General features: G+C 52.5%; 27 protein-coding genes. 5 read left to right on the forward strand and 22 right to left on the reverse strand.

Going from position 1 to position 19,297, the window contains the following annotated elements; translation table 11 throughout:
- The first annotated feature begins 234 nt into the window (after positions 1 to 234).
- From HMCN_RS0112980 to HMCN_RS0112995, 4 genes are all read left to right on the forward strand, one after another.
- Positions 235 to 1,401, forward strand: a complete 1,167-nt coding sequence (locus HMCN_RS0112980) for an IS4 family transposase (RefSeq protein ID WP_025917799.1) — start codon at positions 235 to 237, stop codon at positions 1,399 to 1,401.
- A gap of 73 nt (positions 1,402 to 1,474) precedes the next feature.
- Entirely contained in the window at positions 1,475 to 2,086 is a 612-nt protein-coding gene (locus HMCN_RS18345; RefSeq protein WP_155837568.1) for a hypothetical protein, read from the forward strand.
- Positions 2,087 to 2,272: 186 nt separating this feature from the next.
- Positions 2,273 to 2,797, forward strand: coding sequence for a hypothetical protein (locus tag HMCN_RS0112990; protein WP_155837569.1), 525 nt, complete (start codon positions 2,273 to 2,275; stop codon positions 2,795 to 2,797).
- Positions 2,798 to 3,061: a hypothetical protein gene (locus HMCN_RS0112995; RefSeq protein ID WP_025917802.1), complete on the forward strand. Its 264-nt coding sequence runs from the start codon at positions 2,798 to 2,800 to the stop codon at positions 3,059 to 3,061.
- Positions 3,062 to 3,177: 116 nt separating this feature from the next.
- On the opposite strand, the gene HMCN_RS20045 is transcribed toward HMCN_RS0112995, so the two are convergent.
- The 22 genes from HMCN_RS20045 to HMCN_RS0113110 all read right to left on the reverse strand — a co-directional run bounded on the left by HMCN_RS20045 (position 3,178) and on the right by HMCN_RS0113110 (position 18,312).
- Positions 3,178 to 3,441, reverse strand: coding sequence for an HGGxSTG domain-containing protein (locus HMCN_RS20045; protein WP_025917803.1), 264 nt, complete (start codon positions 3,439 to 3,441; stop codon positions 3,178 to 3,180).
- Positions 3,438 to 4,103 carry a hypothetical protein gene (locus HMCN_RS18350; protein WP_025917804.1) on the reverse strand — a complete coding sequence of 222 codons (666 nt, stop codon included), beginning with the start codon at positions 4,101 to 4,103 and terminating at the stop codon, positions 3,438 to 3,440. The genes HMCN_RS20045 and HMCN_RS18350 overlap by 4 nt, the downstream gene beginning before the upstream one ends.
- Entirely contained in the window at positions 4,100 to 5,608 is a 1,509-nt protein-coding gene (locus tag HMCN_RS0113010; protein WP_155837570.1) for a hypothetical protein, read from the reverse strand. The genes HMCN_RS18350 and HMCN_RS0113010 overlap by 4 nt, the downstream gene beginning before the upstream one ends.
- A 74-nt stretch (positions 5,609 to 5,682) precedes the next feature.
- Entirely contained in the window at positions 5,683 to 6,336 is a 654-nt protein-coding gene (locus tag HMCN_RS18355; RefSeq protein WP_162174148.1) for a lytic transglycosylase domain-containing protein, read from the reverse strand.
- Positions 6,337 to 6,386: 50 nt separating this feature from the next.
- Positions 6,387 to 8,609 (reverse strand): hypothetical protein, encoded by a 2,223-nt coding sequence (locus HMCN_RS0113030; protein ID WP_155837571.1) that lies wholly within the window; start codon positions 8,607 to 8,609, stop codon positions 6,387 to 6,389.
- Positions 8,610 to 8,620: 11 nt separating this feature from the next.
- Positions 8,621 to 9,571 carry an AAA family ATPase gene (locus HMCN_RS0113035; RefSeq protein WP_025917808.1) on the reverse strand — a complete coding sequence of 317 codons (951 nt, stop codon included), beginning with the start codon at positions 9,569 to 9,571 and terminating at the stop codon, positions 8,621 to 8,623.
- The gene (locus HMCN_RS0113040) at positions 9,562 to 9,768 is read right to left on the reverse strand and encodes a hypothetical protein (RefSeq protein ID WP_025917809.1); all 207 of its coding nucleotides are present in this window, start codon (positions 9,766 to 9,768) and stop codon (positions 9,562 to 9,564) included. Before HMCN_RS0113040 ends, HMCN_RS0113035 begins: the two co-directional genes overlap by 10 nt.
- A 205-nt stretch (positions 9,769 to 9,973) precedes the next feature.
- Positions 9,974 to 10,705 (reverse strand): DUF1376 domain-containing protein, encoded by a 732-nt coding sequence (locus HMCN_RS0113050; RefSeq protein WP_155837572.1) that lies wholly within the window; start codon positions 10,703 to 10,705, stop codon positions 9,974 to 9,976.
- Positions 10,706 to 10,897: 192 nt separating this feature from the next.
- Entirely contained in the window at positions 10,898 to 11,281 is a 384-nt protein-coding gene (locus HMCN_RS17760; RefSeq protein ID WP_035627062.1) for a helix-turn-helix domain-containing protein, read from the reverse strand.
- 483 nt (positions 11,282 to 11,764) lie between these two features.
- A complete protein-coding gene (locus HMCN_RS0113060; protein ID WP_025917812.1) occupies positions 11,765 to 12,376 on the reverse strand; it encodes a hypothetical protein in 612 nt (203 codons plus the stop codon).
- Between the two features lie 206 nt (positions 12,377 to 12,582).
- A complete protein-coding gene (locus HMCN_RS0113065) occupies positions 12,583 to 12,867 on the reverse strand; it encodes a hypothetical protein (protein WP_025917813.1) in 285 nt (94 codons plus the stop codon).
- 79 nt (positions 12,868 to 12,946) lie between these two features.
- Positions 12,947 to 13,108, reverse strand: a complete 162-nt coding sequence (locus HMCN_RS19385) for a hypothetical protein (RefSeq protein ID WP_155837573.1) — start codon at positions 13,106 to 13,108, stop codon at positions 12,947 to 12,949.
- A 25-nt stretch (positions 13,109 to 13,133) separates the two neighbouring features.
- Entirely contained in the window at positions 13,134 to 13,448 is a 315-nt protein-coding gene (locus HMCN_RS0113075; protein ID WP_155837574.1) for a hypothetical protein, read from the reverse strand.
- A gap of 121 nt (positions 13,449 to 13,569) precedes the next feature.
- Positions 13,570 to 14,037, reverse strand: a complete 468-nt coding sequence (locus HMCN_RS0113080; protein WP_025917815.1) for a hypothetical protein — start codon at positions 14,035 to 14,037, stop codon at positions 13,570 to 13,572.
- Positions 14,038 to 14,063: 26 nt separating this feature from the next.
- Positions 14,064 to 14,258, reverse strand: coding sequence for a hypothetical protein (locus HMCN_RS0113085; RefSeq protein ID WP_025917816.1), 195 nt, complete (start codon positions 14,256 to 14,258; stop codon positions 14,064 to 14,066).
- 143 nt (positions 14,259 to 14,401) lie between these two features.
- Positions 14,402 to 14,602 (reverse strand): hypothetical protein, encoded by a 201-nt coding sequence (locus HMCN_RS0113090; RefSeq protein WP_025917817.1) that lies wholly within the window; start codon positions 14,600 to 14,602, stop codon positions 14,402 to 14,404.
- Between the two features lie 131 nt (positions 14,603 to 14,733).
- Positions 14,734 to 15,051 carry a HigA family addiction module antitoxin gene (locus HMCN_RS0113095; RefSeq protein WP_025917818.1) on the reverse strand — a complete coding sequence of 106 codons (318 nt, stop codon included), beginning with the start codon at positions 15,049 to 15,051 and terminating at the stop codon, positions 14,734 to 14,736.
- Positions 15,015 to 15,257 (reverse strand): DNA-binding protein, encoded by a 243-nt coding sequence (locus HMCN_RS19645; RefSeq protein ID WP_193366419.1) that lies wholly within the window; start codon positions 15,255 to 15,257, stop codon positions 15,015 to 15,017. Before HMCN_RS19645 ends, HMCN_RS0113095 begins: the two co-directional genes overlap by 37 nt.
- Positions 15,258 to 15,259: 2 nt before the next feature.
- Entirely contained in the window at positions 15,260 to 15,598 is a 339-nt protein-coding gene (locus HMCN_RS0113100) for a type II toxin-antitoxin system HicB family antitoxin (RefSeq protein ID WP_025917819.1), read from the reverse strand.
- Positions 15,595 to 15,849 carry a type II toxin-antitoxin system HicA family toxin gene (locus tag HMCN_RS18775; RefSeq protein ID WP_081801511.1) on the reverse strand — a complete coding sequence of 85 codons (255 nt, stop codon included), beginning with the start codon at positions 15,847 to 15,849 and terminating at the stop codon, positions 15,595 to 15,597. The genes HMCN_RS0113100 and HMCN_RS18775 overlap by 4 nt, the downstream gene beginning before the upstream one ends.
- Positions 15,850 to 15,894: 45 nt before the next feature.
- The gene (locus HMCN_RS0113105) at positions 15,895 to 17,208 is read right to left on the reverse strand and encodes a site-specific integrase (RefSeq protein WP_025917820.1); all 1,314 of its coding nucleotides are present in this window, start codon (positions 17,206 to 17,208) and stop codon (positions 15,895 to 15,897) included.
- A gap of 726 nt (positions 17,209 to 17,934) precedes the next feature.
- Positions 17,935 to 18,312, reverse strand: coding sequence for an oxidoreductase (locus tag HMCN_RS0113110; protein ID WP_025917821.1), 378 nt, complete (start codon positions 18,310 to 18,312; stop codon positions 17,935 to 17,937).
- Between the two features lie 343 nt (positions 18,313 to 18,655).
- On the opposite strand from HMCN_RS0113110, the gene HMCN_RS0113120 reads away from it, so the two are divergent.
- A complete protein-coding gene (locus tag HMCN_RS0113120; protein ID WP_025917822.1) occupies positions 18,656 to 19,036 on the forward strand; it encodes a UbiD family decarboxylase domain-containing protein in 381 nt (126 codons plus the stop codon).
- The last annotated feature ends 261 nt before the right edge of the window (positions 19,037 to 19,297 follow it).

Consider the following 19,297-nt stretch of genomic DNA (forward strand, 5'->3'; position numbering starts at 1 on the left):
ATTGAATGTATTTTTTGATGTAATGATGCTCTGAAAACGACCTTTCTTATTTCTGGCACCTCGTTCAAAATCAGCTTGCATTGAATAATCAAAATCAGTAGTGTCCCAGCGTTTTCACGTCAGGAGTTCGTAAGTTAATGATTCGCTTGTATAAATTGATGTTTTGGTTTGGTCTCGATTTGAACGTCGAGGCGCAAAATTGGCGCTTTTTGCGGATTTCCGCCGAAGGCTCCTATGCATCAAGGCAAGCTCGTTTTCTCGCAGCTGATGACCTATCTGCCGTTGACCACCTTTCGGCGCTGCGTGGCAGCCCATCGGGGCGAGTACAAGGTCAAGAATTTTTCCTGTCTGGATCAATTCTTCGCCATGGCGTTTGCGCAGTTGACCTATCGAGAATCGTTGCGCGATATCGAAGTCAATTTGCGCGCACAAGCGCATCGGCTGTACCACATGGGATTTCGATGTTCGACGATTTCTCGCAATACGCTGGCCAACGCGAACGCTACGCGACCCTGGCAAATCTATGCCGATCTTGCTCAGCATCTGATTGCGATGGCCCGCCCACTGTATGCCAGCGAACCGTTTGGTGTGGACCTCGACGCGACGGTTTATGCGTTCGACGCCACGACGATCGATCTGTGTTTGTCGGTGTATCCGTGGGCACCGTTCCGATCTGCCAAGACAGCAATCAAATTGCACACGCTGCTCGATCTGCGCGGCTCTATCCCCAGCTTCATTCACATCACCGACGGCAAGACCCACGAGGTCAATATTCTCGACGACCTGGCGATCGAGCCCGGCGCGTATTACCTGATGGATCGCGGCTATCTGGATTTCGCCAGACTGTACAAGTTGCATATGATGAACGCCTTCTTTGTCACGCGAGCCAAAAGCAACACCAAGTTCAAACGGCGATATTCGCATCCGGTCGATCGAACCACGACCAACGTCATGTGCGATCAAACGGGCGTACTGACGGTTTTCTATTCGAGCAAGGACTATCCGGCAACGCTGCGGCGCGTCGTGGTCAAGGACGAGGCCGGAAAGCGCATCATTTTCTTGACCAACAATTTCGCTCTCAAGCCAGAAATGATCGCGGCACTTTACAAGCAACGCTGGCAGGTCGAATTGTTCTTCAAATGGATCAAGCAACATTTGCGTATCAAAGCCTTTTTGGGGACCAGCGAGAATGCCGTCAAGACGCAAATATGGATCGCGGTCGCTACTTACATCCTCATCGCTATCGTCAAGAAACGTCTGCATTTGCCTCACAGCCTTTACGAAATTCTACAAATCCTGAGCCTGACCATGTTTGAAACAACGCCAATAAATCAACTACTTGCACCGCCCACTGAAAATTCTGATGCGGGAAATGAGCAATTTCAGCTCTCTCTCCTATGACGAACGTTGGGACACTACTGAATCAAAATCATAAATTGAAATGTTCCGATTTTTCCAATCGTTCCTGAGTAAGATGAAACACAACTTCCAGAGGATAGCGAAAGCCGCCCATTACGAAGTAACTGCCGAAGACGTACAGCAAGACGCATGGCTCGTTGCCCACGAAATCGGGAACAGGCGCGGGCGTGAAATCGACTTTTCTGATCCGGTAGATCAAGTACTGGTCATTAAAGCGGTCAACTTGGCAAATGTACGGCGCGGCGACTGGCATATGCGGAAATCTGTTCGCATTGACCAAGAGAGGGAGGGCGATGACGGGGCAATCAAATGGTCTGAGCGCCTACCGGCGCAGGCTTCCTCAGACCCATTAGTGTCATTACTGCTACGGGAATCGGCATTCAATGCTGATGCCATGCTGGCTTCTAGTTATTCGCAAGCGGCGGCCTATGTCATGGTGTTCGTCCACTTCAAAAACAACCGGAAGGACGTCTGCGCCTATCTAGTGATATCTGACGGAACACTTGCAAAACGCGTTGCATCAGCCGTGAATACTGTGAAAGTTCAGCCTTCGCTATTTGACGGCATCAAGAAAATCGAGAATACATTTATGCCACTGCCTGGCCGGCAATACTCTGTGAGAGCTGAGCGGCATCATGCGGATACCCAATGGGGCTGGGAGTTTTAAAGATGCCGTTTTGCAATAGTTGTCAGACGCCCGATCTATACGTCCCTGTCTTGGAAAAAACTCGATTCTAGCGATTTATCTGCCTTGTCTTGCATCAAGACGAACCTTGTGAAGAATCAAACAGGGCACTGGTTTATCAATCTGTTAGCGGTGTATAAACTATATAGTCGCCTTAGGGAGGAAGCCATGCAGTTCGAAACCAGAATGAAGCGCACTCTCTGGTCGGCATCTGCTCTTGGAGCAATCCCAGACATTATCATCGCCATAATTGTGGCCTTGGTGTTTGGCGGCGGATATATAGGTTTTTTCGCAACATTAATTGGGCTGCAAGTTCTCTATCTGGGGATTTGGACGAAAAATTCCGTATGGTCTTGGATAGTCTTCTCGTATGGCGGCGGCCGCAAGAGACTTGCCTTGCTGTTATCTGATTATCTTCGTGAAAACGGATACCCTGAGCCAAATATCTACGAAAAATCCGCAGATGGGTACTTCGAGTCAGTGGTCGATAACGAACGATTACCCATAATCGTCCGGCTTAAGGCTGCAAGTGAAATCGGCGCGATGAAGTTTCTTGATGCTTCTTGCGCGGTACAGAAGTCCATGCAGATATCTATGGCTTACGAGGATGCATTGGAAGAGTTCAAGCGGTCATTCCCGCAAACTGAAATTAATCCGCCACTGCAGCCGGCTTCTGCAAGCGAGTATAGCTAAATGAACACAACAACCTTTTGGGTAATGGTTTTCAGGCCGCTCATGGTAATGGCTGTTATTTTCATTGCAGCAGTGGTCGTCTACCTTTTCAAGCGATGGATGCCGGATGGCCGCATAAAATACTATTTCCTCGTTACAGTGCCTGAAGCAAAAAAACGCCGTAGGATGCAAGCTGAAGCATGCAAGCGCGAGCGCCAACTTGCATCCTATGATCGCGGCGCCTTTCTAGGAAAACGACTAAGGCGGTTCCTTTCCACTCGTTGATTGAGCTAATTGGCGCACCATCCCAAGATTAAGCTCGATTTGCTTTGATTCGAAATAGTCGCCATGCGCTTGAAGCATATCGCGATGGCTCTTACTAAAGATGAACCTGCTAGCAACTACGATGTCACAAGCCCTATAAGCCGTCTTAACTCCTCCATGACGGCCACACGCTCCCGTCTTTGAACCAAATGTTCCGCCGTGTATCGGCCATGCTTAAACGCATTCTGGTTGCCCTTGGGAGCGCCAGGGCTATTCCCGCCATGCATCCTGCATCGACATTTCCCCTTAATGGCCGGCGCCTTACACGGCGTGCCGGATCTCGTCTTGGCGCCGCAACGGAGCGCCTCGAATAGTTGCATGGGCTCGTTCCCACATTTCATTTTTTACCCCCGGTCAACGTGGACTGCCCCCCAGCCTGCATATTGCCGGTCACCAGCGTCTGGCCGCCATTGACGGTAACGTGCTGCACAGTGACGGTTTGATTGCCGCCATTCTTGATGCGATTCAGCGTCAGCATCCCTTGCTGAAATACGGTCATCATCCTGGCACTGGCATTCAGCAATCGTGCCATTTCCACACTATCGCGCTGCCGCATGGCTTGATCAAGAACTTTAAAAGAAGTCTGGTGCGTCAAAGCCAACTGATGTGCGAGCATTTTTTCCAGGCTGTTATCGCAGTTGGCTGACTGAGCCGCATCAATGCCCAGCGCCAGCACATCGATATTGCCTTGAGTCAGTAAATCCGTGCGTTCGATGCTGGCCTGAATCGCCGCGACATTCGGGCAGGCTAGCGTATCGCGTATCGCCCAGCCGCCCTTCTCATCCGCTCGCTCTGATTCGTTCGGGACCACTTCGCCGGCCATGATGCTGGGTAGAAAATCAATTTCAAACGCTTGTTGTGCAGCGGCATCGCTGAATGTAGCCGCGATATGAAAATCGACTGCACAATTGGTATCGCCCGTAGCGCCCAATGTAGCGGCGATCTTCATATCTCGAAGTGCTTCTTGTTTTAGTTTGGTGGCCTGTTTCAGTTTCGCGCTCATCTTGCACCTTTCCGTGCGGCCTTGGCTTTCTGCATCTTTGTTAGCCCTGGCTTGGCGGATGTATTGGCGCCCAGAGCGCCGATTAAGCCGCCATCGGCAAAACTGGGCTTGTTGTTCGACGGATCGGGCTTTCCTTGTTGACTTCCTTTCACTGCTCCAGCTGCTTGCAATGCGATTCTGCCGGGTTGACTTGATAACGTGTTGAGTATTGTGCTACCAGCATAGCCCTGCGTACCGAGACCAGCCTGATACGGTTTCGAAAGGATTGCTGCGCGGGCGAGCGGGCGAGCGCCCAGCGTCAGCAACGAAGCTACCCCACCAATCCCGTGCATAAGCCCAGCCCCTAAATAATCGAGCGGGCTCACGCCTGGTATCGAACTGGTGACGTTCTGTAGCGCTTTCGGAAAAGCCCCGCCAACCTGGGCAATCGTTTTCAAATCCCCCGACAGCGGCTTACCCTTGGTCAGTTGCTGCGCAAGTTGTCCGGCGTTGACATTGCCAGTCGCGTCATTCAGTGCCTTCTCTACGCTGTACGTTTTTGCAATTTTCTGTCGTGCATTTTGGAAATTGGAAAGCAAGTCAGTCTGGCCGGTATTGCTCAAATGCCGATCCATCAAGTCTTCAATCGCCGATGCCGCTTTGGTTTGAACTGCCCCCAAAGCCTTGTTTGCCGGATCAAGTGATATCTTGTTCGCGTTCCCACTAAAACGCAGATGCTTCAGCGCTTCCACGGCTGCAGCCGAGTCGAATGACGATTGATTGAGCGACTGAGTAAGCTTATCGATTCCGATATTTTCCATGCCCGGGAAACTCTTGGCTAACAGCTGGTTTGACTTGCCCAGATCGGCTATTTTTGACAGGAATGTGCTGTCGGTCGGAATGGCACCGATATTGCCTAAGTTGTCATAGGCCTGTCCCGCAGTCGTCCTCAATTGCGTTAGCGCATCTTTCGTGATCGGCTGTGCTGGATTAAGGCCCAGCTCTTGCGCGGCCAGCCGGTTCGTGACTGCCTGGTTCTTGACAGAGGCTTTCTGCGCGGTGGACAGTTTCCCGGCAAATCCTTCCAGCGCACCATTGATAAAGCCCGGATTGGTCTGCGAGGGCGGAATCACGTAACCAGCATCTTTTGCCACGCCTGCGATGGTATCCCGGGCAGCGTTGGTTGTTGCTGCTGTCGTCGCCTTGTTGGTTACTGCACCAGCCAGAGCGCCAATCCCTTTCCCAATTCCGAACCCTGCAGCTCCGCCTGCCACGCCGGCAATCGTGTTACCAGCAACCGATTCGCCGGCAGCTGTCGGGGCTGCGGCACCCATCAGAGCGCCAGTGATCGCTGAACCTGCCAATGTTTGACCACCAGGAACAAATGCTGCAGCAACAGCAGGTATCGCGGCGCCGATGAAATTGCCAACTTTACCGCCCGCGGTTTCCATCAGAGGACCATCGGCGGCGCGCTTTTGATCGACATACGATTGGGTTTGCTTTTGAATATCGGAAGCGTTTTGCAATCCAAGTGCTGCATTGACTGATTGACCGCCGAACTTTTTTTCAAGGTAGGTGGCACCGTCATCAAGGCGTTGCTTTACTCCAATGCCAAGGTCGGAAAGCCCTTTTTTAAGCCTAATGCAGTATTCGTTAAAAATGAATTGCCATCGGCCGGATTGGCGGTTTGCGCTGCTGCCGTTGGGTCGAACTGATCATACGGGTTTGGCGCAGCAGTTTTCCCGCTCGGCATGTCGAATTGATCGTATGGATTGACTTCAGAAATCGCTGCCGCATTCGCAGATGGCATGATGGCGCTGGTCACAGCATTAGCAGCTTGCATCAGCGGGTTGCGCTTTGGCAGCCTGTCGGCGACCTGCTGCCCGTACTGCAGCGTGTTCGGCGCATTCGGATTGCGCGGATCGGAAACGGCAATCCCTTTGCGGGCCTTGTCGATGGCACCCTCGCCGCCGTAATAGCCGGCAGCCGTCAGGGCAGGATCACCACCAGCCCTTTCATTCAATGTTTTGATATAGCGAATGCCGGCGCGTGCATTATGTTCCGGGTTATTAATATCCCAACCCTGATCGGCCATGCGGTTGAATGTTGCAGGGATGACTTGCATCCCGCCGACCGCGCCGGCATTGGAAGTCTTTGTGTTTCGGCCAGAGCCGGACTCCTGTTGATAGATGGAGCGCGCGACATCGGCGGCCGGACCAGTAACGCCTTCGTCGGCTAGTGCCTTGTCGAACATTCCATTCGGCTTGGCCGTTGGTGCATCGAATTGATCGTATGGATTTGCCATCATTGATCCTCCTGATTCTGCTTCAGGAGATTGTCGAAATACTTCGTCCCAAGTCTTTTCACTACTGCTGCCGGAATGATGTACTCGCCGTCGGATACCCTGATCGGCCGCTGGCCATCGACCATAGCTGGCACGGAATCGCTGGTGCCGCTTCCCGGTCCCTGAATCTGGCCGCCGTCCTTGTAGGCAGAATAGACTGGAGAGTTCATGCCGGAAAATGGTTTCAATGGGTCACTTAATGCGGTATGTCCTGACAGGTTGTAATTGAATACGTTGTCATCCATGCCACTGGCAGCACTGCCGACACGGAAAGCACCACTCGTCATAGTTATGCCGTTAGGGTCAATAGTTCCACCAGCGTTCAGGCCGTCCATTAGTTTCGCTCCGGGACCAGAGACTGACGGCTCCTTAAATGCTTGCTGCTTTGGCGCACCCACCGTTGTTGGCTGTGTACCGTATTGCAATGCCGTGCGCTGCTCGTCGGTCAGGCCGTCAATCCCGATCAACCCGCCATCGGCAAAGCCGGGGCCGCGCAATATTGAATCAGCCGAATCCTTGCCATATTTTGCTTCAAAGTGTGCCCGCGTTTCCGGATGAGCCTGGAGGAATGCAGTAGCTGCCTTCGGGATGACTGGCGCGGCCGCTGGCTTCGCAGTAGATGCAGTACCTGACTTGCCGGACTCCGGAGCATCCGACCGTGCGGCTGGCTCCTTGATCGGAAACTGTTTGTATCCCTGCTCGGCGGAATAGGTTGAAGAGATATCCTGATTGATGCCGTCATATTCCTGCTTGAAATGGGCAAGCTTCTTCTTCACCGTCTCCGAATCGTCCGTCACAGAAGGGATGAATGGCTTCAGCCGCGGCGTTTCCGATGCCGTGACCGCTGCACCGGACCGGTCATGGATTTTCAGCGAGCCGATGTCGCCAACATACGCGCGCACATCGACGCCCTCGGGATTGCTGCGCTGGCGCACGGTATCACCGAGATAGTTCCAGGCGCCGAGTCCAGCAGGATAAGCCTCGACCGCAGCGAGGGCTGCGTCGATTTTACGCAACGACGTGTTGTTCTCTATTAGCGCCTTTTGGATGGGTGCCGGGATATCTTTCAGCTTCGGAGCCAAGGACTCGCCGTTCATCGTGACCGGCTGGGCTGTGTTGGTGCGCTTATCGATTACCACTGGCCCATTGGATGACTGATAAATTTCACCCTTTTGCGCGCCGGCCATTACCTGCGCCGCATCCAGCTTGCCCTTGTTCTCCAGGGATATCTTGGCCAGTTCCTGAATTGTCTTCGCGCCCATTGGGTCAACCACATTGACCGCCCCCTGCTGCGCCGCTGCCAGATAATTATCCCGCTGCTTTTCACTGCCAGGCGCCAGCAAGCCGCTTGGCGTCGGCGTCCCATTCACCAGCGGCCCCTTGCCGGTATAAACCACTTGCGGCCCTTGCCCGTCCTGATTGCCGCCCTGTATCTGATACAGCTGATCCTGCCGGCCATTCCAGCGTGCCAGCGCCGCCTGATCTTCTGGCGTCATGTCGGCTTTTGCCACTTCGCGGCCATCGCCAAACACGAAGGTCGGCACTTCTCCGGCAGATAAGTTGGCAAGGCCGCTGGCACTGGCTTTCTGGTGCGCGATTTCGCCCGGGGCATTGCCCTGCTCCATCAAGGCGCTCATCTGACTTGCAATATCCTGTGGCTGCGCGTTCGTGGGTACATTTCCGGCAGCTTTCTGCGCCATCGGCACGCTTAATGGGCCGTTGGCGGTACGTGCGGTCGTGATGCTGGCAGCCGGGGCTGCTTGCGACTGGATGCGCCGCATTTCTGCATCCTGCGTTGGCGAACTTTGGGGAGTTGCTTGCATTGGTTCAGATTCCCAATCTCCCGAAGTACCTCCGGTTTGTCGGGGAATACCAAATCCTGGTGCTTGAGCTACTTCTGCAATTGTGGCTGCTGGCCGTGTCGCTCCGAGCCGTGGCGCAAATTCCGAATCTCCCGAAGCCCCACCGATACTTGCCAAGTTGGCTGCGCGAGCAATCGGACCGATGCCAAGCGATTGCGGCGGCGCGCTTGCGCCGACTTGCGCAATCGACGACGGTGCTCCTAATCGTGCTGGCACAGCATCTGATGCAGAGGGCCTTAATGCCTCCGCTCCGATGGCGCCTGGGGTGTTGGCAGGGAAAGTATTTTCAGCAATGCGGGATAGTTCGTCTATGGTTGCCATGCTCTTATTCCTTATTGGTTAGAGTTGCGTTGTTTGTGGTGTTGAAAGTCGGCTGCTTGATGAGCCACATGGTGTAACGAGTACCGGAGCGGGATGGCGTCGATCTTTTCCAGGTATTGCATCGATTCCATGTCAAACCAAAACCCGAGCATTCCCTCCCATTCGCCGTTTCGCTGCTTTTCGCACTTGAGCATGACGGTCGGATCGCCGTTCTTTAACTCTCCTCGTTCAGCCCTTTTGTTGCGCCAGACAATGAAAGCGTTATCCACCATGTCGGTGATGGCGCCAGCGCCCTTGATGTCGAACTTGCCGGGAACCTTGTCTTCGCTTTCGCCCTTGCGCATGTGGTGGACCAGGTGCACATGGATTTTTCGGGCTTGGGCAAAGGCACACAGTTCGTTGACGAAATCCTTCTGGGCGTTGTAATCGTCTTCGCCCTTGACGCACTTCATGAGGCTGTCAACGATGAAATGGGTAATGCCGAACTTCTGCTGTGCATAGAGCATGACTGCCATGACCTTTTCCCATTTGATGGAACCGTTGTGGTCGTACATCCACAACCGGCCATCCGTCCACGCATGAAAATTGCCAAGAAAATCTTTGGATGGCATGTCGCCGGCAAAGGCTTGCCTGCTCATCCGCTGCATTTGGCGTACCGGAAGCATTTCAAAGGACAGTGACAGCACTTTTTCGCCCTGGATCATCAGATCGAGTTCGACCTGAGAAAGAACCATGGATTTGCCGCTGCCGTTGATGCCGGCCCATAGCGAGACTTCCCCAGGGCGGAATGCAATTTTTCCGTTTGCCTTGTCCCACAATGGGCGGGATGGCATCACGGCATCGGCGGGTAGGTAAAACGCGTCAATCGTCTCCTGCAGGAACTCGCTGGCAGAACGCACCTTGTGTGTCTCCGGCTCTTCCTGGTAGGCGTTGAAATCGATGTTGTCGGGTATCAGTTGCACTCCATCTCTCCTAAAGCAAAGTGCGTTTCTTGAAAAGGCAGCCAGCGCAGGGCATCGATACGCATGTCCCACTGATCGCGGGGGCGGTCAATGCTTTCAATGGTCGGCAATACGGACACGTCATAGCCCTTTTCGTTGGCGCGGTCCCAAACGTAGATCGCGCCAGGAGAGGCTTTGGCGCAGTCAAAGATGTGCATGGCTATGTGTATCCCTTAGGCTCAGTCCAAAAACACACTGGCAGCCCCTTAACCCAGCTCCAATCGTATGGAATGTCTTTGTCTGCCACCACTACCGGGTTCAATTCGTCCGGAAGCGGTCCAATCATGGAAATCAGCACCATGTCTTTTGGGCGGCGCCCCTGCTTGCGGGCATCAAGGATTGGCTTTGCGCCATAGGGCAGAATCACTCCCATGATTGCACCGCTGGTCGCGTTGAGAGCTCGCCCACGTATTGCGCGAAGTTGATAGCGCAGAACAGGGTTTTCGGTCGCAGGTATTCCGACATCTTGGCGTCGTCCGCCCAGGCGGACACCTTGGCATCGATCACGGCGCGGCATTCGTCCGGCTTTGCACCTTCCGTCAAGCGGGCAGAAATTAGGCTGATGTTGGTTTTTACGGGCCTGTAGTTGCGCCCGGTCTGTTGGTTCAGGTAATCAAGGATTTGCAAGACATCCGATTTATCGGACATATTCTTTATATGTTGTTGTGGCTGTGGCTGTGCATCGTTTTGCCATCCAACTTGCTTTGTATTTGCCAATGGCCCAGGCATGGCACTTGCCATTTCTTCGGACTTTCTCCACCGTGCCGCTGCACCAGCCTTTCCCGCGGCAGACCGCGCTGCGCTTACGTTTGTAGTGTTTCCTAGTTCCTTGTTTGCCCGGTCATTGCGGTACATGCCGGAATCATCAAGAATGAAGAACTGATCAAGCACAGACTGAACTGCGATACGTTCTTCCTCAGTTTGGCATCGGCAAACGCGTGCGATTGCCATAGCATTTGCTATCAGTTTTCCGTTGCTTTGGTAATAGTGGTCAAGCAGCATGGTATAGGCGCCATGCTCGGCCAAGGAAAGATGCGCGGTCTTGGCCGCATAGTCCTTGAAGTGCCTGGCATACCAGAAATTAGAATTTGCCATGTCAGACCCCGCATTCCCGCGCAATGCGGTTCATGGCAGCGTCATACTCGGCCGACGTTGCATCAGGGTGTGATGACGCCCATTCGGATTTACGGCACTCATAGGTGGCATAGCCGCCACAAATCGAGCGACGGCGTTCCATGGCACGTTTTTGGGCATATAGCGCCCGGCTAAGGCTTGGTGGGTTCGTGGTCATGACTGAGCCTCCGCGCCAGCTTCTGCTATCAAGTGATAGCGCGCGCATTTGCTATGCCGGAAACCATTGATGTCGTACAGAGTCACCGACTCGCTGGTGATGACGTGGCTGCATTCGTTCTTGAGCTGGAATATCCTGGACGCCGGCATCATGATTCCGTGATTCCGGAGATCGATAGTCGTCTTTGGACCTTGACGAAGTAGCACCAAGACCTTTTCGAGTTGTACTTCCGTTGCGGTCGATTTGTTGCTGAGAATATCTGGGGTGATACTGGCGGCAATTAATGGGGTATCATTTGCGGGCAGTTTGTTTTCTGAAGTCGCTTTTCCTTTGCCGGGGGCGACTTTTTTATTTTTTGGCTTCCGTGGTGCGCCGCTCATTACGTGCCCCCGTTCAGAAGTACCAGCAGGTCCTCAAGCCGCCAAAGCAACCTGCCGCTAGCCTGCTTGATTGGCTTTACTCCGTGATGGTGTCCCTGCAAACAATAGTTTTTACGTACAGTTTGCGGCGCGCACCGCTGAGGCGCGGCAAACTCATTGGTGCTTAGAAGTGCAGGAAGATTTCCCGGTGCTACTAAAGATTTTAATGTGCTCATTTTCAATGCTCACTGATACCCTCGATGCAGTGGGCAAGTGAATTGATAACGTGCCGATTTCCGCTATTAATTCACTTACATTCCACGGCATTAAGAAGTGTTACTCGGCAGGCAGATATTAAAATGGGGGCTAACAGCAAAATAGCGGTGTATCCACCCCCGATTCGGAGTGGATACACCGCTATTCAGTGGTGAATTTTTGCGTCTGTCTATAAAACGAATCTTTAATCGTTTAAGTCAGGTGATTTTTTATACTGGCTTTCTTTTCTTATTTCGTTTCATTGCGCAAATTAAAAACGAGCAAAACATCTTGAACGAAATTTGCCTTGGCATCGATCTTTACAGATTTTTTGATACTCGAGTCTTTTGCGAAAGTATCAAAAATATTTTCAATTTTTTTCTTTAACTGCTTGAGTTCTGGCTTACCAGGGTTCGTTTCCTTGGGGGTCAGGATTACGATAGGCTCAAATAGCTTTTGAATGTGATGTAAGCGCAGCAACAGATCTCGAAGTTCATCGTCCAATGTCAGCTTACTATCCTTGTAGGGACGGTAGACAGTTCTTGCCGTATTCAACATGGGTAGCGGGATATACAAAGGGTCAATGCGGTTGCGTAACTCCTTAATGCATGCGATCAGTTGATCTCGGTCACTACGCTGCTCAGATGTAGCCTTTCGCAATGGATTAGTCTGCACATCAAGACCGCAAGCAGCCACTGCTTCATGAACTTGATCACATATTGCAGGCCATACGCACTTGTCCTTGAAGTAACTGCTATAACTATTTAAGACTTGGGCGAACGGTGCTGTGAACCCCGATAAACCGGAAACGGCCATGTTTATGGTGTATGGCGCAAAACGGTTTGTTTTCGGCTGCGTCATTCTCGTCTCCTAGTAGTTTGCATCGAGATCGATTTCTGGGCTTCAATCTTTATAGTTATCTTCATACGCGCCCCTTCGACGCCCCTTAAAATTAGGAGCGGCACCAGGCCGGGAAGGGAAGCCGGCTTTTCGGGGATCAACCTAGATGCAGCTTTGAACTCGTATTTTTCCTGCTACCGTCCTTGTGTCGGTTGCCAGTGAAAATCTCACCTGACCGATAGCGCCCGATCAACCTCAGCAACAAGGCCTGCTTTCATTGCTCGCTCGCGTATCACGTCAATATCACCCGCTTGGAGTTCGGCTTGTAATGCCCCATGGTCGCAAAGTGCCTTTACCTCGTTGTCATCCGTCAGTCTTGCAATTGTGCGGAACAACGCGCCCATTGCTTCGGCCTGTTCCACAGTGATGTTTGCAACACATTCAATATCCAAGACTGTGACGGACTCGAACCCGTTGATTATCGTGCGTTGTATAGATTTGCTGGCATCCATGGCGCATTCCCCTAAGAGTGGTGCATTGTGGTGGGCGAGTTGAATTTAAACCAACCGAATTTCCGGTTGGTTGATCTGGTTACTGTTTTTGGCGTCCGCCCTCAATCACGCGTAACGCCGGTTTTTGCTTTATTTTGGATGCTGCGATCCTATTGGTAAGATCCAGCAGAAACTGCCTGTCTTCGCTGTCGAAAATTGCTTGAAACGCTTTCAATAATGCGGCTTCTTGTTGCTGTTTCATTGTGGACTCCTGGCGATTTAGTCATTTACTGCGCTTGTTTTCCCTGCTCCGATGCCCGGTACCGCAATTCGGCTATCGCATCCTTCAGCGAATAGTGTGCGCTGGCTTCTCCGGCCATATCGACAATGATGTTAAACATACGCGTTGAAGTTTCATCATCCTTAACGCGACCGGCCCAAGCTTCGCCACCGAGCGCAACGGCCATAACCTGGGAAATTTTTTCGCTAATTTCGTCCACAAAGCCATCAATCAAGCCGATCAGGCAATCCATAGAAGCGGTCCGGATTGGCTCACTATCGGAACGCGCCAAGGTGGATTGTGTAGAATTGTTCTTAGCCATGCTGCTACTCCTCTTTAGTAGTGATGTGGTTAGGACGGTGTGATGTTCGTATCATCATTGCCGTCCGCTTTACCGGGTTCCGCCCAGCGCGGTTCTTCAACTAAAAGATCTCGATTCCGTTTCAGTACTCCGGATCATTTGCGGCCTCTTGGACCTGAAAGCGTCGTAACTGCCAACCGCGAATCTGCACAAGTGCTTTTGCCCATTCGTTGGGCGTGAGTACCCGCCAGGACTCCTCCGGGTGCGGCCAAATGCGTTTGATACGGAAGTGGTCGATGTCCGGCCAATTAGTATTGGACGGGTTGGGGTATTCGGCGTGGGTGTACAGTGCAACGAACGCCGGAATGTCAGCAAGTCTTGCCAGATTTCGGATAACGCCGGCCGGCTTTTCTTGCCCTATGTCCATTGCCACTTCGATCAGGCAGAGCGGCAGCTTGTCCGGATAGTTATATTCGGCGAAGAGAACCGAGTCCAAATCAGCCATTGTTAGCGCACCCGCTTGGCGGGCTGACAAAAATCGCGCAATCGATTTAACCCGATGCCAGATGCCGTAGCTTCTGTCCCGTGTTGAGTAGCGCTCGGTTTGCATGACGATCACCCTGGGCTGAGCGGCAGTTAGGCGTTTTGGATAAGCTCCTGGAGCATTTCATGCGCCTTCGCATTCAAACTCACGCTCTTTTCTGAGAGTGCGGCCAGGCCCAACAATTTTCCGCCGATTTCTGCGCTGTCAGATGCTTCGTGGTAGAGCTTTAATGCGAGTTCGCCCGCTTCAGCCGCAAGAATTTGCGAGTGCGCTAAATCGTCAAGCACTTGCTAAAAATTGGGCGATGTAGAATGAGAGTCAGCCATGATTCAAACTCCTATCAAGTTTGGTTTGTGGTTAGGCGGTTTGGATGGTGGAACATCCTTGCCGCCGCCTTTACCTGATGCCGTCAGGTTCGGTTTATTACTTTTTATTTCTGCGGCTCAATGAGCTTCGACAGCCGCTTGATTTCCTGGGCCATTGCCAAAAATCGCACCGCCCATCCAGGTATAGGCGTAACTCCATTCATCCAACGACTAGTAGTCGTTTTCCGTATGTCGGTCATCCGACAAAAATCAATCTGTTTCCAGTTCAGTTTATCCAGCACCTCAGAGAACTCTTCTGGCGTCATTTCTTGATCCCTTTTTGACTTCCACCAATAAAGATCACTTTAGCAAACATATTTCAAAAAGATACCTTTTTATATTAATTTGTTATCTTTTTTATTTTTATCAAGCCCTTGCAGATAAGCAGAGGAAACCGTCAGGCGGCGGTTAAAGTCGGGATAATTGCCGCACGCCGTACTTTCGGCGCTCCAGCTTTGCGGGCTTTCCATAAGTCATATGCGGCCTGTTCTGCAATCCATAGGTCAGCACGCCCGCCGTTTTCCACGCCTAGCCAGCCCTCCAAGCGCAAAGCCATTTCCGGCGATATGGCAGCACGGCCATTGAGCACACGGGAAAGCGCCACGCGGTTCACGTCCAATTGTTGTGCTGCCTCGGTCACGGACAGCCCCAGCGCCGGTAGCACGTCGTCGCGCAGGATCAGGCCTGGATGCGGCGGGTTGAACATGCGTGCCATCGTTGATTCTCCTTGCCGTAGTGATTGTCGTCAGGCGGCGGTGCCTTGTGCTTCGCTACATGGCGCAGCGCCGCTAACAAGGCTTCCCGGCCTCTGGGTTGGTCGGCATCGTCCAGGGCTGCGGCAAGGTATTCATCCGCAAAATCAGGGTCGTCGCGCAACAGTTCCACTACTGCACCATCATGCGGACGGGGTGTTTTATTCACGGTTAGCAATGGGCTAACTGTTTAGCAGTAATAGCATCACCTATCCACGCATTCAGGCTTTTACCTTCAGATTGTGCTGCGATAACGGCACGGGCGTGAATCTCTGGTTCTACCCGGACCACAAATTTCCCCGAGTAGGTTTTCTGTGGTTTCTTGCCCAATTTCTTGCAGGTGTCGAGATAGTCCTCCACTGCTTCAATGAATGCAGCCTTGAGTTCTGCAACAGATTCACCATGGAAACCGACTATATCATCAATGCCCGCAAGTCTTCCTGCAAAGATTTCGTCCTCGTCGGAATACTCAACTTTTGCCAAATAGCCTTTGTGCGTCATTATGTTCATGGTGTTACTCCTGCTTTAATCAAAAACTCTCTCGCGTCGCGCACTTGATATCGCTTTGCATCCTTTTCAGGGTGTGGCCTATGGAAGGTTGCGACAATGCCTTTGAGCTCAAACCGTACCCGCGAACCGTTACCTTCGATTGTGTTTGCCCCACACGCAACGAATAAGGCTTCAATCTTGCGCCATTCAAGCGAACCGCTCACTGGGTCAGTAAAAATATCGGAAAGCGTTTTAGCGTGTTTGCCATTCATATTTTATGATACTACTTTATGATACTAAATATTGATAATGTAGGATTATTTGATTGTCCGCAAACCCGGCGCGACTGGCACAAAGTCGATGCCGGCCTGCTCTAATATCCAGCCCTCTATCTTGACGTGCCACATGCGCAACAGATCCAGCGGACGGCGGCGGTAGTGCTTTTCAGCTATAGCGCTCGGCTTGTGTCCCATGATTTGAGCAACCACGCCGGCAGGTGTCTCGGTCCATTCTGCCAGCGAGCCAAACGAACGGCGCAGGCCGTGCAAGGTAAGGTCAGGCAACCCAGCGGCAACCAATGCGCGCTTATGTCCCGGCGTTGGCTCTGCGAGTCGTCCGTTGGCGGCGGCAGGGCTTGAGAACACCCACTCATTGCGTCTTGGCAGTGCGGCTAGCAGTTGCGCTACATAAGGCGTTAGCGGTATCGTGCGCTCGCCTTCCACCTTGTCGCGGATAGTCATGCTTAACCACTGAAAATCCACGTCATCCCAGCGCAGGGCTCCAAGTTCACGGCGGCGGGCTCCAGTGAGTAACAATGCTTGCAGGTAAGCGGATTGCACCGGGTTCCCCATTTCACGAACAGCTTTAAACCATAGCGCAAGCTGTTCGCGTTGCAGGCTGTCGCCCTCCTTGGCTTTCTTGCCTGGCATCTCGTCGCGTACCTGTTGCGCCTTGCATGCACCGGCAGGCACCAGCCCGGCATATTCAGACTGCGAATTGCACCAGTTCACGAAAACGGACAGCAGACGAAAAGATAGGGCGGCCTGTGTCGGTCGGGTTTCGGCTTCCTTGGCGAGCCATTCGCCTATACGTTGGCCGCTCAGGTCAGACAATCGAACGCCAAGCAACGATGCAAGCGGCCCCGGCTCGGTCAATCCCTTGCCCCGGATCTTTTGCACGCCACCAACACGCACGACGTTTTCATGGTCCCTGATATGCCACTCGCTCCACCGTTTGCGGCGCGATTCGACATGCAGCGGCCAGACCAGGCCAAGGGTGAGCATTTCACGCGCATCTCTCGTAAGTTTAGCTTCGGCTTCTGCAGCTCTCGCTTGCGTTGCGACCTTTGCATCGGCTTTTACCTGGCGCGGGTCGATACCTTTATTGGTTTGGGCTTTGTAGTTGGCAGCCTCAGCTTGCGCAGCGGCAATTGCGTACGTTGCTGCGTCGCCAATGGTAATACGTAGCGTCTTGCCGTTTAGGCTCGTTTCAAATATGTAAGACTTCGCACCAGCAGCCGTTACACGCAAACCCAAACCCGGCGTTTTGCCATCCCAGAAAATGCTCTGCTTCTTACCGGCCTCACATTTAAATGCGGTCACACGTCCGGCCGTAAAGTTTTCCCATTTCATCGCTTGAATCTTCCGTGTAGGGACTGTGTAGGAAAATTCATTATATATGAATCAATGTTAATCAATTCAAATAAGCAACGCAATATAGTTAAGTTATTGATTTTTAACGAAACACGGTATTTTATGAATGGCAATCAACGGCAATCAACGGCAATAAATGGTACTTAGTCAGGATTGTGATTCCTGTTGTCGTTGGTTCGAGCCCCATCAGCCACCCCAGGGAATTCAAGGCTTTAGCCGATAGCAGGTGCTAATTTTTGGAACATGAATTCCAGTTTTCTGGAACTTCGATTTAAGGGAGCGCGTAAAAACGTGTTCCATTTTTTCATTTTCAGCCTACATTAAAGACGCACCAAGCGCAGGCGGCAATAGGCCGTCACCATGCCTGCATCAATTACCTCGCCAGTCGCGTCAATCTGTGTCAAAAATTTCGAACAGCTGCCACTGGGGAGAGTGGTCGTTTTTCCACTATGCGCGGCATTTTTCGAAATTTGAGTCAAAACCGCCCTATTTAGCGGGCAGGCGTGGTGGGGGGGATTACTGCGCGCCAGCGGCTGGAACAGGAAAAAATGCACAAAAGACGACCAACGCAAAAAGAAAGTCGCTCGGGGCGGCTTTTTCGGGGTTGGTAGCGAAGGGTACACACCAAGGTGGCGCGACCCTACCGTCTTGGTGTCAAGACAGCACGCTGGTAGTTACCTGGTAACCGGGCTGGGGCGTGGTCGATTAATTGTAATCGTGCTGGTCGTGCTTGCTGGAAATCAGTTCGTTTCTGGACAGCGACATCATCAGGACAGCGATCAGTTCATGCATGATGATCGTATGATGGTTGTTGCTTTTTTGAAAATGATCGCGTAACTGCTCGCGTACCTTCGCCACGCCGGTAACATCGATCAGGATGTCGACGCCGTTGCCTAGTTGCGCAATGTCCATAAAATTGGTGGTCGTCATAACGCCGTGTTCGTGCGCTAGCTTGATGCCCGGCATTTCCTGGTTCAGATCAGCCACGCCGACCACTTCGACAAAGTTGGTGTTGAGCAGTTGCTTCAAGAGCGGGGTGCCGGTTTCGCCAGCGCCGATTACGCCAATACGGATTTTTTTCATAGTATTTTCCCTTTGCGGTGTAAAGATTCGAGTTGCATTCCACTTCCCATTATAGTCTTGCAATAGATGACAAAATACAACTAAATGAAGCTGTCGTCGGCTTGTCTCCATTGGCTCCATGCGGTTCAACTTTTCACCTTCTTGGCTGTCGATCGAACCGCATCCGCTGTGCTGGCATTAGATGCTGTTTGATATGACAGATGACAAACGAGAAATTTGCTGTGGAAAATACAAGAATTAAAAAACGGGCAGTACCCGGCCAATCCGGCAGGCAGCGAAAGGCCGAGTGATGCGATGGACGATGAGCTGTTTTTGGTGAAGTAAGCCGATCAACGACAACCACATGATCCAGTCGCTGAACCGCACCGCAACGCTGTGGCATGACCTCGAAACCATGAAGGTACAGGGAATTCAGAGCGTCTACATTCCGCCGGAAACGTGCGGCCGGTTCTGGGTCGTGGTATCGGTCAATCAGATGTATCCGGGTCACTACAATCACGTCGGCAATGCGGTCATTGCGACCGCCAGCGGCCACTATGGCTTGAAGGGGGTAATCGTGGTGGATTACGATATCGAAGCCGACGACTGGGATCGCATCTGGTGGGTGCTCTCGACCCGCTTCGATCCGAAGCGTTCAGCGCAGATCATCGACCGCGGCCGCTCCAACCCGCTCGACCCCGGCTTCCCGGTCTGCGAGCCGAGCGCCAAGTGGCGGGCGGCGTAGGGTGATGCAGAGAAGTGGCTCCGTTTGGTTGGACAGAAAATCATTGCCGTTAGGTGGGGCTTTGCGGATGTAGGCTTACCCGCCGCGCCGTTCTTGCTCCGTGCATAGAGCAAGAGCGTGCGGCGCGGCGGGTAACCCGGTCAAACATTTACGCTGCCTCTTCGAGGGCGGGAAGATTGCGATAGTAAAACGCATCCGGCGTCTTGCCGTCAAGCGCGCTATGCGGTCTGCGGGAATTGTAGAGGTCCAGATATCGTCCAA

Origin of the sequence: Herminiimonas sp. CN (assembly GCF_000622895.1) — a bacterium.
Taxonomy (GTDB): Bacteria; Pseudomonadota; Gammaproteobacteria; order Burkholderiales; family Burkholderiaceae_D; genus AVCC01.